Raw genomic sequence first — 16,828 nt, forward strand, 5'->3', positions numbered from 1 at the left:
GCTTAGAGGTAGCCCGGGTTCTGGGTCAGAATCGGGTTGGTTTGAATTTCCTGGATGGGCAGCGGAAACACCAGCTTGTTGTTGTCGAGGCGGCTGGCCGAGCCGGTGCGGGTGAAGAACGCATTCATCACCGGCAGGGCGCGGTTGGTGCGCACGAGGTCGAACCAGCGGTGGCCTTCGAAATTCAGTTCTAGGCGGCGCTCCAGCTCCAGGCGGGTGCGCAGGTCGGCCGGACTGATGGCGGCGGCCAGGTCCACGGCCGGGGCGGGAGTGGCCACGGGCAGGCCCCGCGAGCGACGGATGACGCGGTTCACGGCGTCGAGGGCCAGGGCGTTGGGGCCGCCGGCTTCGTTCACGGCCTCGGCGTACATCAGCAGCACGTCGGCGTAACGCAGGATAATCCAGTCGTTCTCCGCGTCGAAGGCAGTGGTGGGGATATCGTTATACTTTTTGGTGTAGTACAGCGTGGCGGTGCCAGTGCCCGACGCGCCGAACGACGCGGCGGCCCGCACGTCGGAGGCCCCGCTGGCCGTGAAGGCGGCCACCAAATCGGGGTCCACGGAGTTGAATTGCTGGCCCACGCCCACGTTGCCGTTCACGGTGAGGGCCACGGCCGCTGGCAGCACCGGCATAAACCAGGTGCTGAAGTAGCTGCCCACGCCCAGGCCGCCCTTGGTGTAGCGCGCGGCGGCCAGAATTTCCGTGTTCATCTCGTTGGTTGTCAGGAAAATGTTGGCATAAGTGGCCTGCAGCGCGTAGCTGTTGCCATCGATGACCTTTTTCAGGGCAGTGGCGGCATCGGCGTACTTCTTCTGCGTCAGCAGCACTTTGCCCAGCAGGCCCTGGGCGGCCCCTTTTGTGATGCGGCCCAGGTTGGCCCCGGTTTGGGTTACGGGCAGGTTGAGTTCGGCAAAGGTCAGGTCCTTTTCAATCTGGTCGTACACCTGCGCTTTGGGCGCGCGGCCAAACTGGTAGGCGTCGGCAATCGACGTGATTTCGCTGGTCACCAGCGGCACGTCGCCCCAAATCTGCACGGCGTTGAAGTAGGCCAGCGCCCGGATGAAGCGCACCTCGCCAAACAAGCGGTTGCGGGTGGCCTCGGTGAGCTTCACGCCGCCGGCCCGGCTCAGAATAACGTTGCAGCGGGCAATGGCGCGGTAGGTTACCAGCCACTGGCTTTGCAGGCGCGGGTTGCCGCTGGAAAGCGTGAAGTCATTGAACTCGTTAAGTAGCTCGCCCGAGGTCACGGTGAAGCTGTTGTCGGACGGGATTTCGGTGAACACGAACAGCCCGCGGTTGCTGCCATTGCCGTACAGGTCCTGCAGGGACGAGTAGGCCGCCGTCACGCCGGTCACGATGCTCAGCGAGTCGGTGTAGCCCTGGGCCGAAGGCAGGCGGGTGGGGTCGCTCAGGTCGATGAAGTTCTTGTTGCACGAGGAGGTGCCCAGCGTGGCCAGGCCCAGCAGCGTGGCCACGGCCGCGCCCGAGAAGAATTTATTGAAAGTCATGGTGGGAATTGAATTAAGAGATTGATTGATAAGACCTGTCACGCTAAGCAGGTCGTCATGCTGAGCGCAGTCGAAGCATCTCTACCGCGGTAGTAAATCATTCGATTCAACGAAGCGGTAGAGATGCTTCGACTGCGCTCAGCATGACGACCTACTGGGTCTGACAGCTTACTCAATTAGAAGCCCAGCTGCACGCCCAGCGTCACGGTGCGGGCCATTGGGTACGCACCCTGGTCCACGCCGTAGGTGGGGGCGGTGGTGTTGCCGTAGTTGTTGGCCTCGGGGTTGTAGCCGATGTACTTCGTGAAGGTGTACAGGTTCTGGACGCTGGTGTAGATGCCCAGGCTTTGCAGGCTGGCGCGTTTCAGCCAGTCGCCGGGCACCTGGTAGCGCAGCGTCACGTTGCGCACCCGCAGAAACGAGGCATCGTGCACGTAGTAGGAGTTGAACACCGATTTCAGCGAGCCGTTGACGGTGGCCAGGGGCGTTTTGCCGTCGCCGGGGTTGTCGGGCGAGCGCCAGCGGTTCAGCAGGTTGGTGCGGCCGTTGGTGCCGCCCTGGCCGTTCACCACGTAGCGGTCGGCCCCGTAAAGCACGTCGTTGCCCTGCGAGCCCTGCAAGGTGAAGGACAGCGAAAGCGCCTTGTAGCCGAGGGTGTTTTGCAGGCCGTAGGTGAATTTTGGGAAGGGGTTGCCGATGACGCCGATGTCGGCCGTGTTAATCTGGCCGTCGCCGTTCACGTCCCGGAACTTGAAGTCGCCGGGCCGGATGACGGTGGTGCTGCCGGTCCATTTGGGGCTGCTGTCGATGTCGGCCTGGTCGCGGTAAATGCCCTCCTGCTGGTAGCCGTAGAACACGCCCAGCGGCTGGCCCGGCACCACCCGGATGGAGCTGGTGTAGCCAAACACGGCATCGAAGGTGATTTGCTCGTTGGCTCCGGACAAGGCAATCACCTGGTTGCGGTTGATGGACAGGTTGGCCGAGGTGTTCCAGGTGAAGTTTTTGCCCTGAATGTTGGCCGTGTTCAACTGGAATTCCAGGCCGCGGTTGCGTACCTCGCCCACGTTGGCCAGGGCCCGCGACGAGAAGCCCAGCACGGCCGGAATGTTGCGGTTCAGCAGCAGGTCGGTGGTGTTGCGCTGGTAGGCCGCCACGGTCAGGTAAATGCGGTCGCGGAACAAGCCCAGGTCGAAGCCGGCGTCGACCTGCTTGTTGGTTTCCCAGCTCAGGTCGCGGATGGACACACCGTTGGGCGAAAAGCCGAACGCGCGGGTGCCGTTGCCGGCTCCAAACACGTAGTTGGCACCCTGCTGGTAGGCCTGGTAGTTGTAGTCGCCGATGTTGTTGTTGCCGGTCACGCCGTAGCTGGCGCGCAGCTTCAGCTCGCTGATAGCCGCGAATTGCTTGATGAAATTTTCCTCGGCTACCCGCCAGGCCAGCGCCAGCGACGGGAAGGTGGCGTACCGGTTATCGGGCCCAAAGCGCGACGAGCCGTCGGTCCGCAGCGCGGCGGTCAGAATGTAGCGCTCCTTGAAGGCGTAATCGAGCCGCCCGAACACCGACGTCAGCGCGTTGGATGGGTTCGAGAGGCCGGTGCCAAACACCTGGCCGGCGGCGGTGGGGTACTCGATGTTGGTGTTGGTGTAGGTGCCCGTCTGGCCGAGCACGGTGCTGCTTTCCAGGGTGTTGTATTGGGCGGCGTAGCCGGCCAGCAGGGTCAGGTTGTGGTTGGTGGCGAAGGTGCGGTTGTAGGTGGCCGTGTTCTCCCACACCCAGTTCAGGTTGGTGCTGTTCGAGCGCCGGGCATCCACGTTGTTGAGGATGGGGTTGGAGAGGTTGGCCAGCTGGTTGCTGTTGGTGCCCAGCGTGGCCGGCACATAAATGGCACGGCGCGTGTTCAGCAGCTCGGCCCCGAAATTGGTGCGCAGGTGCAGGCCATCAATCACCTCAAAGTCGAGGAAGGTGGTGCTCAGGGCGCGCACCGCGTTGCTGCGGTCCTTATACAGGTCCAACGGGGCCACCGGGCTCAGCAGGTCGCCGGGGTTGAGGATGGCCTGGTTGGTGCCGGTTTTCAGGCCAGCGTAGTCGCCATTGGCCAGGCGCACCGGCACGATGGGGGCCATGATGAGCGCCGCCGTCACGGCTCCGGTTTCGCCGCCGGGGCCGCCGCCACTGATGTTGCCGCCGTTGTAGCTACCCGAAATAGGCACCACGTCGGTGCGGGTGAAATTGGGGGCCAGACTCAGGCCCAGCTTCAGCCGCTTGCTCAGCTGGGCATCGTAGTTGGCGCGCAGCGAAAACCGCTCGAACCCCGAGCCCCGCACCACGCCGCTCTGCTTAAAATAGCCCCCCGAAATGTAGAAGCGCGCCTTCTCGGTGCCGCCGCTGGCCGAAAGCTGGTACTGCTGCTGCAGCCCGGTCTGGAAAATCTCCTTCTGCCAGTCGGTGTCGGGCAGGGCGTTTTGGTCCTGGGCAAACAGCGCCGTCATGGCCGGGGTAAAGGCCCGGCCGGCGTTGGTGTACGACTCTTTGAAGTACTCCAGAAACTGGTCGCGGTTAAGCAAATCCACCCGCTTGGCCACCTGCTGAAAGCCGGTGTTGGCCAGGAAGTTGAAGCGGGTCTGGCCGTCGGTAGCGCCGCGCTTGGTGGTCACAATCACAATGCCGTTGCCGCCGCGCGAGCCGTAGATGGCGCAGGCCGCCGCATCCTTCAGAATTTGAACGCTCTGGATGTCGCCGGGCGGAATCTGATTGTAGCTGTCGGGGTTGTTGAGCGGATAGCCGTCCACCACGTACAGCGGGTTGTTGCCGGCCGAAATCGAGCCTAGGCCGCGCACCCGGATAACCGCGCCCTGGCCGGGCTCGCCCGAGGGCTCGGTTATCTGGGCCCCGGCCACCAGGCCCACCAGCGCCTCGGAGGGCGAGGCCACCGGAATGAGCTCCACCTGCTTGGCCGAAATGGTGGCGATGCTGGTGGCCAGCATTTTCTTCTCCTGCACGCCGTAGCCCACCACCACCACTTCCTCCAGGCCGTTGGCATCGGGCTTGAGGGCGACGTTGATGGCCGTGCGGCCGCCCACGGCTTCCTCCCGGGCCGCGTAGCCCACGAAGGAGAACACCAGCGTGGCATTGTCGGCCGCCTTGATGCTGTAGCGGCCATCCACGTCGGTTTGGGTGCCGTTGTTGGTGCCGCGCACGATGACGTTGACGCCGGGCAGGCCCGCGCCTTTTTCGTCCACCACGCGGCCACTGATGGTGATATCGGCCCGCACGGCGTGGGGGACCGCCAGGGCGGCGGCCGGGGCGGCCAGGTGCAGGCCGAGGCCGAGGCTAAGCGCCGGCAGCAGCACCAGCGGCCGCAGGCAGCGTCGGAAATCAAGTCGTAGAATGACCGTCATAAAATGGGTGGGATTTTGGTGACTTGAGAGGAGGGGAACCGGCTGGCGCAGGAGGAGCGCGGCCGGTACCGCAGCGGCCCCAAAGCCCGTTAATGCGGGCTTTTTTCGGGGCTTGGCTCTGCGAATTACCGGATTGTAAGCGGCTATCTAATGCAATAGCAGGGCTTTATTTACGTAAACGTTTGCAGCAAATCGAACCGTTTGCGCTGGGTGGCCGGGGCGGTTTGTACCTTGCCGGGTAGTCAGCCTGCACGCTTTACCCAAGTCATGCCGAGCGCAGCCGAGGTATCTCGCGTGTGGTAGTAGTCCTGACGCCTTAGTTGCTATTGCCTGCGAGATGCCTCGGCTACGCTCGGCATGACGTTCTTTTTGTTATCTGCCGCCCCGTCCAGGCTGTTTCCCCCGAACCGTGTCCGAAAGCCGCCCCCCCATGCCGCCCGTGAACCTAAAGTCGCTGGCCGAAGAGCTGAACATGTCCATCGCCACGGTGTCGCGGGCCCTGCGCGACAGCCACGAGGTGTCTGAGGCCACCAAAACCCGCGTGCGCGCCCTGGCCGCCGCCCGCCACTACGAGCCCAACGCCTACGCCAGCAGCCTGCGCCGCAACATCAGCAAGACCATTGGCGTGGTTATTCCCAAGGTGGCCAACCACTTTTTCGCCCTCGCCATCAATGGCATCGAGGAGGCGGCGCGGCAGGCCGGCTACCACGTCCTCATCTACCTCACCCACGACGACTACGCCCGCGAAGTCTCCATCGTGCAGCACCTCAAGGGCGGGCGGATTGATGGCCTGCTGATGTCGGTGGCCAGCGGCACCGAGGATTTTGCCCACATCAAGAGCCTGCGCGAAGCCAACTTGCCCATCGTGTTTTTCGACCGCGTGTGCGCCGAAGTGGCCACCGCCAAAGTCACCACCAACGACTACGAAAGCGGCTACCAGGCCACCGAGCACCTGCTGCAGGCCGGCTGCCGGCACATCGCGCACCTGCTCATTTCCAATAACCTGTCCATCGGCCAGTTCCGCCTCCAGGGCTACCTCGATGCCCTCGCCGCCCGCGGCTGCGCGCCCGACCCCGACCTCATTCTGCACGGCGTGATGGACAATGAGCAGAACGTGAGTCTCATTCGCGAGCTGCTGCTGCGCCGGCCCGACATCGACGGCGTGTTCGCGTCCGTCGAGCGGCTGGCCATCAGTACCTACCACGTCTGCAACGAGCTGGGCCGCCGCATTCCCCAGGACATCAAAGTCATCGGCTTTTCCAACCTCGAAGCCGCCGCCCTGCTCGACCCGCCCCTGTCCACCATCACCCAGCCGGCCTACGACATCGGCCGCGAAGCCGCCAGAATCCTGCTCCGCGCCGTGGAAAAGAAAAAACCCGTACTCCCCAGCCAAAGCGTAGTGCTGGAGTCGACGCTGTTCGAGCGGCGCTCCACGGCCAATAGCTGATGCAGAAAGGGCCCCAAAACAACGTTTCGGGGCCCTTCTCCGGTAAGGTGATGCGCCTGGCTATTCTACCACCAAGCGCTTAGTCAGCGTCTGGCTCTCGGCCTGCAGGCGCAGCGTATACACACCCGCCGCCAACCCCTGCGTGCTGAATTCTGCCATCGCGCCCGCCGCGTTCAGCGCAATGCCGCGACTCAGCACCGCCTGCCCCAGCGCATTGAAAAGCGTGGCGCGCACGGCTGCCTGGCCCGGAAGTGGGGGCAGCAGCACCGTGAAGCGGCCGTGGGCCGGGTTCGGGTAGATGCTCACGGTAGCCGCGCTCAGCTCCGCCCGCGTAGCCGTAACGGCAGCCGGGCGCAGCACGAGGCTGAAGCGGCCGGTGCCACTCGCAGCCGTGGCCAGCGTGAAGGCGTAGCGCCCACCAGTGGCCAGCTGCTGAGTGCCCGTCAGGGCATCGCGCAGCAGCACGGTGGTCGTGCCGAAATCAGCCAAATCAGCCACTTCAAGCGTGAAACTGCCAGCCTGCGGCACGCGCAGGTGCAGCGGCACCACCACTTCGGCCGCGCTCAGCAAAGGCAGGCCATTGATGGCCAACGGGCGGGTGCCGCTCAGCGTGGCCAGGTCGAGGCCGACGGGGTTGGGCAGCTTGGTGGCATCGAACTCGGCATCAATCCCCGCCGTGGCCCCAGCTTGCAGATACAGGAAGGCGTCGTCATGCAAACTGGCTCCGGCCAGCGTGAGGCGCAACTGCGGCCGAACATCGGCTAGGCCGCGCCCAAACACGGGCTGCGGCGCGAAGCTGGTGACGCGGTTGGCGTTGGTCAGGTTCACTGCACCGGGCGTGCCGGCGGTGCTCACGCGGGCGAAGTAGCCCGAGCCGGCCACCACCAGCGGCGAGGTGCCGATGCCGTTGGCGTAGCTGCGGTAGGTGCCGGCGTACTGGCCGGTGCTCTGGTACACGTACATCGCGGCGTCCAGGCCGGGGCGCTGGGCGGGCGTCACGGTGCTCCAGTCGAGCGGGGCGGGGTAGGGGTTGCCCAGCAGCTGCCAGCCGGCGTCGGCATCGGTGCCCCGGCTCAGCACGCCCGAGTTCTGGGCGGCGTTGTTAAAGGTGCCGGTGAAGGCAATGGGCGCAGCCGTGGCGGGCGCGTTCACGGTGTAGCCGCGGGTGGGCTGCATGGCCTCAGTGGCATCGGCGGGCGAAAACCAACCCTTGTCGAAAGCCCCAAAATTCGAGACAACCGTGGCAATGCGCCCTTCATCGTACCCAAACACCGTGGGAAAGGGTGATACTGCGCCGGGCGTGGCGCTGCTGTTGTACGCTGCGTTAAAAGTCGGCGCGAAGCCCGTAGTGGCCAAACTGCCAAACGTGGCCTCGGCCACCGGCGAGCTGAAATGGCGGTACGCCGGGCCGGTCACGGGGCTGGTTACGGCCCGCTGCATGGTGCCGCTGCCGGTTACGATGCCGCCGGAGTTGTCAACCAGCGCTGTGCCATCGACGGAAGAAAGCAGCACGAACGGCTGGCCGCTGGTGGCGAGGTTGCCGCTTTGCAGGCGGGCCACCTGGGCCACGCGCACGCCCTGGCTCAGCGTGAGGCCAAGAGCGTTGTTCACCGTTAGGCTGCGCACCTGGGCGGGCAGGCCCGCGCCGGTGGCTTGGGCCGCCGTACCGTTGTAGGTATAGGCTGCATCGGGCGAGAATGTGCGGGTGCCGGTAACCTGAATAGCCCCCGTCGTGCCGGTGGCCGCAATACCGGCCGGGTCGCAGATTTGCAGCTCCGCGCCGGCCTGCAGCCCGAAGCTGGCCGCGCCGGTCAGCACCTGGCAATTGCTGGTGAACACGCCGCCCGACTGCACCTGCACGGCGCTGGCTACGCTGGTAGCGCCCAGCAGCGTGAGCGTGCCGCCGCTCTGCACTATGATGCTGTTGTAGCTGCCGCCGGCCGTGAGGCGCTGGCCGCTGGCCACCACCAAATCGGGGCCGGTCACGGTGTTGCGCAGGCTCTGGATGTAGTCGATGTTGGGCTGGCCGAAACCGTAGCCCCAGTTGAAGGCCGTGCTTTTGCTCAGCGCGCCCTTGGCCCCGTTGTAGTCGGCTATATCCTGGGTCGGGTTCAGCGGGTAGTGGAAAGTGCCGCCGCCCGCGTCGGTGCCGTCAGGCGAGGTCATTTTGGCTCCCGTTATCGACAGGTAGAGGGACGAGGGTACGCCCGCGCTGCCGCCGCCCTTGGTGGCGTAGGTATGGATGGCCCCCGCCACGCCCGCCGCCGGGCCCGTCTTCACCATCACCATGTCGTACTGCGTGATGTTGAACGAAGTGGTGGGGGCCAGGTTGGTGAGGTAGGTGGCGTTGTCCAGCAGTAAGTCCAGCGTGAAATCCGACGCATCCACGTCCGGCACGTAGCCGGTGGGGCCGGCCAGGCGGCGCAGCACGATGGTGGTGCCAATGCGCAAATCACTCCAGAACGCCGTGTTGTTGAAGCTGTACTTGCCGCCGTTGTCAGCCGTGTTGTTGGTTTCAAAATCCTTCACAATCAGGCCCCGTAGGTCGAGGTGGTCGCGCACCACCAGCAGCTCCATGGCGTCCTGGTTGCCGTTGGCGTCGTTGGTGGCGTTGTACACGCGGTTCACCACGATGGTGGGCGGCACAAAAGCCTGGTTGCGCAGCAGCTGGATGTAGCTGATGTTGCCCGCGCCGAAGCCGTAGCCCCAGTTGCGGCTGGTGCTGGTGCTGCTGGCCACGCTGGTGCCGTTGTAGTCGGCGGTACTTTGGGCCGGGTTCAGCGGGTACAGGAACGCGCCCGTGGCCAGCACGGCATTAAAGACCAGCTTCGGCCCGGTGAGGCCGGTGTAGAGGGCGTTGGTGCTGCCGTTGTTCGAAACCAGCGCGTGCACCGGGTTATCAATGCCGCTGGCCGGGCCGGTTTTCAGCAGCACCATGTCGGTATTGGTCAGGTTGAAGTTCTGACCGGTATTCGATAAATCCGCCAGATAAGTCGTGTTTTCCATCAGCATGTCCAGCGTAAAATCCGAGGCGTCGGTATCCGTCACGTAGCCGGTGATGCCCGAGGCCAGCCGCCGCAGCACGATGGTGGTGCCCACGCGCAAATCCTTCCACAGCGCGTTGTCGATGAACTGGATTTTGCCGCCGTTATCCAGCGTCAGGTTACTCTCAAAATCCTTCACAATCAACCCGCGAATGTCGAGGTGGTCCTGCGTCACGAGCAGCTCCACGGCATCGGTCGCGCCGTCCGATGTCGAGCTGCCATTGTACACGCGGTTCACCACGATGCCCGTTATGGGCTGCTCCACAAACGTCAGCTTCGAGAAGTTGAGGCTGGCGGCCACGATGTCGAATTTGAGCGTCGCATTCGGTGAAGCATCCAGGTACACGTTGTTGATAACCAGGTCCTGGTAGGTGGCGTAGCTGCCGGTATTGGGCACGGCTACCACCCCGGTTTTGTCCACGTCGTTCAGGCTCAGGCGCAGGGAGCCACCCGCCGCCGCCCCCGACGATACCCGCACCGTGACCCGGTAGAGGCCGCTGCGCAGGATATTGACGGTGTATTTCAGCCATTCGCCGGTAGCCGAATAGCCCACATTGGTGTAGCCGGCGTCGCCGTTTTCGGTGTCCACGCCCTCGGTGGGGCGGGGCACGGTGGGGTCGGCAGCCGCGCCGCGGTTGGCGGCATCCGAGTCGTTGTAGGCCACGCCCTGGCCGCCGTTATCGTACTCCACCGCCTTCACTACGCCCGGAATCAGGGCCGCCGTGCCCGAGTAGGGCGTGCGCACGCAGGCACTCACCTGCACCACGGCTTTACTCACCACGATGGTCGTGTCCGGGTTCACCAGCGTCATGGTCACGGTGGGGTTGCCGGCGGTGGCGTAGGTCACGGCTGGCGGGTTTTTGCCGGTGCCGGTGGCCGGCGTCGCGCCCGCCCCGAAATTCCAGTTTATCGAGGTGAACTCGCCCAGCACCGAGGCCGCATACGTCACGGCTTCGGGCGCGGTGCAGGTAAAGGTTTTATCGGCGGTGAAGCCGGCCAGCGTATAGGTCTGGCCAGGATTCAGATACTTCGGCGGCAGGGCCTGTTGTGCTTGTTGCAGCGAGTACACGATTTTGCGCGTCAAAGCGCCCTGGGCATTGAAGAGCAGCACCAGCGTCGACTGCGCGTAAATCTTGTCGTTGTACGCTGCATTGATGCTGGCCGGCACGTTGATTTTGAGAGCCGCCGCGCCGGGCACCGTCGCCGTGCTCAGCTGCACCGTGAAATCGTAGTCGGCCGCGTCGCTCTGGTTCAGCACCATCACGGCCGTCGTGCCGTTATCGGTGCTGCTGAGCACTTTCACCAGCGGTTGGTTGTCGGTGGCGTTGAGGTTGGTGCCGTGCAGGTTGTCCGACACCAGCATCTCGTGCCAGAAGGCCGAGCGCGGCTTAAAAGTCGAGGGTGTGCTCCCGTCGATGTAGCCCAAATCGCCGCCGCCGCGCGCCCCGCTGCCCTCATGAATCGACCAGGGCTGCATCGAAAGGCCCTCGTACTTCATGCCCACGCCAAACACCTCGGCCCAGAATTGCCCGTTCAGAAACGAATGCACGCCCACGCCTTCCACGGTGTTGGCGGTGGGGTTGGCATAGTCGACGTTGAATTCGGTGAGCGCCCAGCGCAGGGCGTTGGCGCCGGTGCGGTTGTTTTTCGTATTGGCCGCCGCCATCAAACCCAGCAGGTTGACGACGTTGTTGGTCAGGTTGGTGGTGCCGCTCACCACTTGGGCCCGCGTCTGCGTGCCCGCAAAGGGGTAAGTGTGAAAGGTGATGACATCGATGTAGTAGCGGCCGTTGGCATCGGTGCCGGTGATGTCGTTGGCCCCGCCCACCAGCGCGGGAAAGTAGCCGTTGTAGGAGGCGTTTTCCGGCCCCACGGTCAGAATGGTGGGGTCCACGGCCTTCATCGCCGAGGCAAAGGCTTTGATGTAGGCTTCTACGCCGGCCACGGGCACCGGGTTGGGCTGCGAGGGAATGTTGAGGTCGGGCTCGTTGCCGATAATCCAGTATTTGATGTTGCGGCCCATCGTGATGTTGACGTGCTGCACCACCTGCGCCGCCTGGGCCGCCGTGAACCGGCCGCGCCCTTCCGACACCTGCACCATGGGCTCGGCCCCAATGCGTCGAATAGAGTCAATCAGGGCGATGTACTGGGCGTTGGTCACCAGGTTGGAGTTCACCCCGTTGCCGCCGACGCGCACCATGCGCACCTTCGACTGCTTCACCAGCGGCCACAGCTTATCGAGCTGCCCATTGAAAACCTGCGTACCCAGGGCCGTGGGCAGCCAGGCGTTCTGGCCGGCGAGGTAGGGCGAAATGGCCTGGCCGTAGCCGGCCGCCAGCGTGAGGCCGCTGAGCAGGAGAAACAGTAGCAGTTTCTTCATGAGTGGGAAAGGAATTGGGTGAGATGGCGTGGAAAGGACCGGCGGGGCCGGTAGGTTGGGCCGGGGCCCAACGGCGGTCAGCGACGCTTCCGAAGTGTCGGTGCAGCTCCGGAAGCTGGAGCAGTGGTGGTAGGCCGGCAGGTTGGTAACGGGCCGGCAGCAGCTTGGCCGGCACTAAAGGTATCGGCCTTATTTGCCTGAAAACTAGGTTTTCACCGAAAATATCTCCGCAAACGTTTACGGAAAAACGACCTACTCCCGTCGCCGTAAGTGCCCGGAAAAGCTCGTCCTGAGTGCGACGAGGTGCCTTGTCTCCGACGAAGAATTTGAAGTCGATTCCGGCTGATGCAAGCGGGATAAGGTCCTTCGCGAGCGCAGGATGACCGGTGGACTCTCCAAAACTTCGGGCTCCTCGTTCTTACCTTCACGGCCCCATCCCACCCCTCGATACCATGGCTTACTACCACCGCCTCGGCCAGATTCCACGCAAGCGCCACACCCAGTTTCGCCAGCCCGACGGCTCCCTGTATTCGGAGCAGCTGGTGGGCACGCAGGGTTTCCACGGTGTGTCGTCGCTGCTCTACCACGTGCACCCGCCCACCCAGATTAAGCACGTGGGCCAGCCCCGGCCCTACGCCCCCAAGCTGCTGAAGGACCGCCCGCTGCAGCCCGAGCACCTGCGCACCCTGGCCCAGACGACGACCGGCGGCGACTACCTGGCCGCCCGCCAAACCCTCCTCGGAAACGCCGATGTCACGATGAGCATCTGTAACCCCACGGAGCGGCGGATGGACTATTACTACAAAAATGCCCAGGCCGACGAAGTCATTTTCGTGCACGAGGGCAGTGGCGAGCTTTGGAGCCAGCTGGGCAAAGTCGTGTTCGAGGCCGGCGACTACGTGGTGGTGCCGCGCACGGTCATCCACCAGTTTCATTTCGATGAGGGCCCGGTGCGGCTGATGATTGTGGAGTCGTTCAGCCCGGTGGAGACCGTGCGGCGCTACCGCAACCACTTCGGCCAGCTGCTGGAGCACTCGCCCTACTGCGAGCGCGATATTCGCCCGCCGAGCGAGCTGATTCTGGAAGATAAGCCTGAGGGCGACTACGTGGTGCACGTCAAAAAAGAAGGCCTGCTCCACGAGCTCACCTACGCGCACTGCCCGTTCGACGTGGTGGGCTGGGATGGCTATTTCTACCCCTACGCCTTCAGCATTCACGATTTCGAGCCCATCACCGGTCGCCTGCACCAGCCCCCGCCCGTGCATCAGACCTTCGAGGGGCACAACTACGTTATCTGCTCGTTCGTGCCGCGCCTGTTCGACTACCACCCGCTCAGCATTCCGGCCCCCTACAACCACGCCAACGTCGATTCCGACGAGGTGCTGTACTACGTGGCCGGCAATTTTATGTCGCGCAAGGGCGTCGATTTGGCCTCCTTCACCTGGCACCCCACGGGGCTGCCGCACGGCCCGCACCCCGGCACCGTGGAGGCCAGCATCGGCAAAAAGGAAACCCACGAGCTGGCCGTGATGGTCGACACCTTCCGCCCGCTCTACCTCACCGAGGCCGCCCTGCCCTACGTGGACGGCCGCTACCCGATGAGCTGGAACCCCGGCTTCGTGCCCGACCCGCCCCGCTCGGCCGATATGATGGATTAGGTGGTTCGTGCGTAACTTTAAGGAGTGTTCTGGTCGTGGACTCCGAACTTTTTAGCGGCCAAGCTGCGTATATCGAAGCCTAATCAATTATGCTGTTGACCATGAAGAAGCTCCTTGTTTTCGCCCCGGTACTGTTGCTGCTGGCCGTGTTCGGCTGCAAAAAAAACGTGCTCGATGACCTGCTGACGTTTACCGTGGATGTGTCGCAGAACTCCCGAATTCCACCGCCCAGCATCTTTTTTACGGGCCTGCCCAAGCCGGTTTCCATTATCACGAACTCAGAAGCGTCGTTTCGCAACAACAAAACCACCCGCGATAAGGTGAAAAATGTGCTGCTCGACCAGATGCAGCTGACGCTGGTAACCCCGGCCACGCTCAATTTCGACTTTCTCGATACGCTCAAGGTGTACATCAACACGCCCAAAACCAATAATCGAATTCTGCTCGCGCACCTCTATAATCCGCCCCGCGGAGCCAAAACCCTGACGCTGCTCCCCACCACCGACCGGCTCGATGACTACCTGAAGGCCGATACGTACGAGCTGACGGTGTACAGCCGGCAGCGGCCCAACTTCTTTATTCAGGACTCGCTCACCGTTCGTTCCGATACCCGCTTCAAAGTAACGGCTAACTCGCTGTAATTGTCTTCCAGGACAAGAAAAAGCCCTTTTCGCACGTGCGAAAAGGGCTTTTTCTTTGCTGTATCAGCGGCGGGCCGGGTGCGGCTACTTCACCACGGCCAGCCGGTTGAAATAGTCAATCATGCGGGCAACGTCGGCAGGACTGTCGTAGACCAGCTGCTTGGTCATGGCGTAGGCGTTGATGGCATCGGCCCGGTTGCCAAACAGGCGCTGCACCGACGAGCGGCTGGGCTCCAGCGAGCGCAGGGGCTCGCCGGGGTCGTTGCCGGCCCCCACCAGCAGGAGCGGAGCCATCGAAAGGCGGCCGGCTACGGCATCGGCCCCCGAGGTGTAGAGCCAGGCCAGTAGCAATGGCCCGGCATCGACGGCCGTGAGCACTTCCACGAACTCGCGGCGCTGGCCGGCGCTGCCCTCCTTCACCAGGCGTGGGCGGAAGCGGCGCGGGGGTTTAGCATCGCCGGGCTCGCCCAGGTCGAAGCCCCGCAGGCTGCCCACGGGCCAGAGGTGGGTCGAGTCCGTGTTAATCGAGTCCTGGGCTTCGAGCAGGCGCAGGCCGGCGTGGTAGCGCAGGCCGGGCACCGGCCGGTAGCGCCCGTCGAAGGTGCGCAGCGCGCCCGGCTGCATGCTGCCATCGCCGAAAAAGCCCGAGCCCTGCGCTTTGAGGTTAGCGCGCAGCGTAATTTCCTGAGGCGGGCGGTTGGCCTGCGCATAGAGGTTGCGGGCTTCGGCTATATCGTGGCTGGCCTGAGCCTGCGCCAACTGGCCAGCCGCGCTCAGGCCCAGCAAAAGTATCAGAAAAGTAATTTTCACGAATAGTCCTACTAAAGCGGTGATAAAGAAAAGTAACTGGCTAACAGGATGTCAAAAATACAAATTTTTGAGCATTGTTAACGCTGCCGGCTTCACTTTTCAAGCACCGTGCCATTCCGCTGGCAACTAGCGGTTGCGGCCGTACTGCTCGTGGCTGCTTACCCAGTCGGAACTTGAAATGGCGGCCCCCAGGCTAATTTCGCCGGCCAGCACCACACCGGCCACAATTTCGGCAAACTTGCGCACCGTGCCCCGGCCCACGCAGCCCAGCATACGCAGGCATTCGTTTTGGGTGGCCAGGCCGGTGCCGCCGCCGTGGGTTGCCACAATCAGCGACGGAATGGTGATGCTGATGTAGAGGTCGCCGTCCTTGGTTACTTCCGAGTACAGGATGCCGGCGCTCGACTCGCTCACGTTGGCCACGTCCTGGCCAGTGGCGATAAACATGGCCGTGATGCCGTTGGCCGAGTGCGCGCCGTTGTTGTTGGCTCCCGAAATAAACGCGCCCACGTTGCTCACCTGCCCGTGGTAGGCCAGCTGCTCGGGCGTTACGCGCATGCGCTGCATCAGCACGTCGCGTTTGATGACGGCTTCGGCCACCACGCGCTTGCCGCGAGTGCGCATCACGTTAATCTGCGAAGCTTTTTTGTCGGTGGCGAAGTTCGATTCGAGGTAGAAGTGCTCGACTTTCGCGCCCTTGTAGTTCTCCAGAACCCAGGAGCAGGCGGCGAAGGTGGCGCGGCCCACCATGTTCTGCCCGGCCGCGTCGCCGGTGCTGAAATTGAAGCGCAGGTAGGCGAACTTGTTGCTCAGGTAGGTGTCGATGTACTGCAGCTTGGCCACGCTGGAGGTGCTTTCGGCCTGCGGCCGAATCAGGTCGATGTTGTCCTCCACCCACTTGCCGAAGTCGCGAGCCCCGCGCGCATCGTCGAACACAAACACCGGGGCCCGCTGCATGGCATCGCCAATCACGGTGCATTTCACGCCGCCGCACAGGTTCAGCAGTTGGATGCCGCGGTTGTAGCTGGCCACGAGCGTGCCCTCGGTGGTAGCCATCGGAATCAGGAAATCGCCCTGGGCGTGCTCGCCGTTCACCGTCAGCGGCCCGGCCAGGCCCACCGGAATCTGGGCCACGCCCATGAAATGCTCGCAGTTGCCTTGCAATTGGTGGGCGTCGAAGGAGTAGTGCTTGAGGTGCTTGAACTCCTGGCCCGAAAACTCCTCGGCGAAGCGCTGGCGGGCCGCGATGGCCGCCTCGGCGTAGTCGTCCTCCTCCGAGCGGGGGATGCGCGGCTTCGAGCTGGCCACGCCCACGATGGCGTCTTCCACCTCCACGTGCAGGTCGCCAAAGGCGTCGGTGCCAAACCACATCTGCACGCGGTGCATGCCCTCGGCCAAGGCCGGCGTATCAAGCAGCACCGTGATGGCCCGGCCCACGGGCAGCTCCACGGCCTGGCCGGCGGCGTCGAGGGCCGTGGCGGCCCGCTGCTCGCCGTTACCCAAATCGACCCGGATTTTGTCGGCCGGCACTTCCACACCGTCAATCTGCACCTTCGTAAAACTGGTTACTTTCACCATGTCGAGCCGGTTTTTGAGGCTGAAGGCGACGCCCGCGTTCTCGGGCTGGTTGTGCAGGCTGCCGCGCGTGTAGAGCAGCTTGAGGAGCATGGGGCTGGGCGTGAAAACCATCGGAGCGGTGGGAGGGGAGGTTGGAGAAATGAAGTGTGCGGGGAGTGAAGGTGGGAAATTTTGGGCAGAATCCCGCGAAAACGATGCAACGCGCTGGCCCGGCGCGGCAGTATGCGAGCCGGGGCGGATAGCAAATTCACCCCCCGTTCATCTGACCAGGGCGAATTTTGGGCGCGATAAAACTCCCTATGCGGCAGTGCGGTTATAGCCGCCGCGGCTTGGTGCCCGGCTTGCCCCAAGCGGGCGCGGGCCC

Annotated in this window: 8 protein-coding genes; 3 read left to right on the forward strand and 5 right to left on the reverse strand. The window is 63.7% G+C overall.

What is annotated here, in order from left to right; genetic code table 11:
• Positions 1–2: 2 nt before the first annotated feature.
• Positions 3–1,508, reverse strand: coding sequence for a RagB/SusD family nutrient uptake outer membrane protein (locus ABIB44_RS12050; protein WP_354584918.1), 1,506 nt, complete (start codon positions 1,506–1,508; stop codon positions 3–5).
• Positions 1,509–1,684: 176 nt separating this feature from the next.
• Positions 1,685–4,906 (reverse strand): SusC/RagA family TonB-linked outer membrane protein, encoded by a 3,222-nt coding sequence (locus ABIB44_RS12055; protein ID WP_354584919.1) that lies wholly within the window; start codon positions 4,904–4,906, stop codon positions 1,685–1,687.
• A 409-nt stretch (positions 4,907–5,315) separates the two neighbouring features.
• On the opposite strand from ABIB44_RS12055, the gene ABIB44_RS12060 reads away from it, so the two are divergent.
• Positions 5,316–6,353, forward strand: a complete 1,038-nt coding sequence (locus tag ABIB44_RS12060; protein ID WP_354584920.1) for a LacI family DNA-binding transcriptional regulator — start codon at positions 5,316–5,318, stop codon at positions 6,351–6,353.
• Between the two features lie 60 nt (positions 6,354–6,413).
• On the opposite strand, the gene ABIB44_RS12065 is transcribed toward ABIB44_RS12060, so the two are convergent.
• Positions 6,414–11,777 carry a DUF8693 domain-containing protein gene (locus tag ABIB44_RS12065; RefSeq protein WP_354584921.1) on the reverse strand — a complete coding sequence of 1,788 codons (5,364 nt, stop codon included), beginning with the start codon at positions 11,775–11,777 and terminating at the stop codon, positions 6,414–6,416.
• 452 nt (positions 11,778–12,229) lie between these two features.
• Between ABIB44_RS12065 and ABIB44_RS12070 the strand changes: the two genes are divergently transcribed.
• Positions 12,230–13,435 (forward strand): homogentisate 1,2-dioxygenase, encoded by a 1,206-nt coding sequence (locus tag ABIB44_RS12070; RefSeq protein WP_354584922.1) that lies wholly within the window; start codon positions 12,230–12,232, stop codon positions 13,433–13,435.
• A gap of 101 nt (positions 13,436–13,536) precedes the next feature.
• Positions 13,537–14,076 (forward strand): hypothetical protein, encoded by a 540-nt coding sequence (locus ABIB44_RS12075; protein WP_354584923.1) that lies wholly within the window; start codon positions 13,537–13,539, stop codon positions 14,074–14,076.
• Between the two features lie 84 nt (positions 14,077–14,160).
• Here the strand turns inward: ABIB44_RS12075 and ABIB44_RS12080 are convergent, their stop codons facing one another.
• Positions 14,161–14,886: a hypothetical protein gene (locus ABIB44_RS12080; RefSeq protein ID WP_354584924.1), complete on the reverse strand. Its 726-nt coding sequence runs from the start codon at positions 14,884–14,886 to the stop codon at positions 14,161–14,163.
• A gap of 126 nt (positions 14,887–15,012) precedes the next feature.
• Positions 15,013–16,554, reverse strand: a complete 1,542-nt coding sequence (locus ABIB44_RS12085) for a hydroxymethylglutaryl-CoA reductase (RefSeq protein WP_354584925.1) — start codon at positions 16,552–16,554, stop codon at positions 15,013–15,015.
• Positions 16,555–16,828 lie beyond the last annotated feature (274 nt).

The sequence above is a fragment of the Hymenobacter sp. UYCo722 genome, assembly GCF_040547115.1.
GTDB lineage: Bacteria > Bacteroidota > Bacteroidia > Cytophagales > Hymenobacteraceae > Hymenobacter.

Bases quoted from the DNA above. Each gene is read 5' to 3' on its own strand.
- ABIB44_RS12050 (WP_354584918.1), bottom strand. From the start codon at position 1,508: ATGACTTTCAATAAATTCTTCTCGGGCGCGGCCGTGGCCACGCTGCTG.
- ABIB44_RS12055 (WP_354584919.1), bottom strand. From the start codon at position 4,906: ATGACGGTCATTCTACGACTTGATTTCCGACGCTGCCTGCGGCCGCTG.
- ABIB44_RS12065 (WP_354584921.1), bottom strand. From the start codon at position 11,777: ATGAAGAAACTGCTACTGTTTCTCCTGCTCAGCGGCCTCACGCTGGCG.
- ABIB44_RS12070 (WP_354584922.1), top strand. From the start codon at position 12,230: ATGGCTTACTACCACCGCCTCGGCCAGATTCCACGCAAGCGCCACACC.
- ABIB44_RS12075 (WP_354584923.1), top strand. From the start codon at position 13,537: ATGAAGAAGCTCCTTGTTTTCGCCCCGGTACTGTTGCTGCTGGCCGTG.
- ABIB44_RS12085 (WP_354584925.1), bottom strand. From the start codon at position 16,554: ATGCTCCTCAAGCTGCTCTACACGCGCGGCAGCCTGCACAACCAGCCC.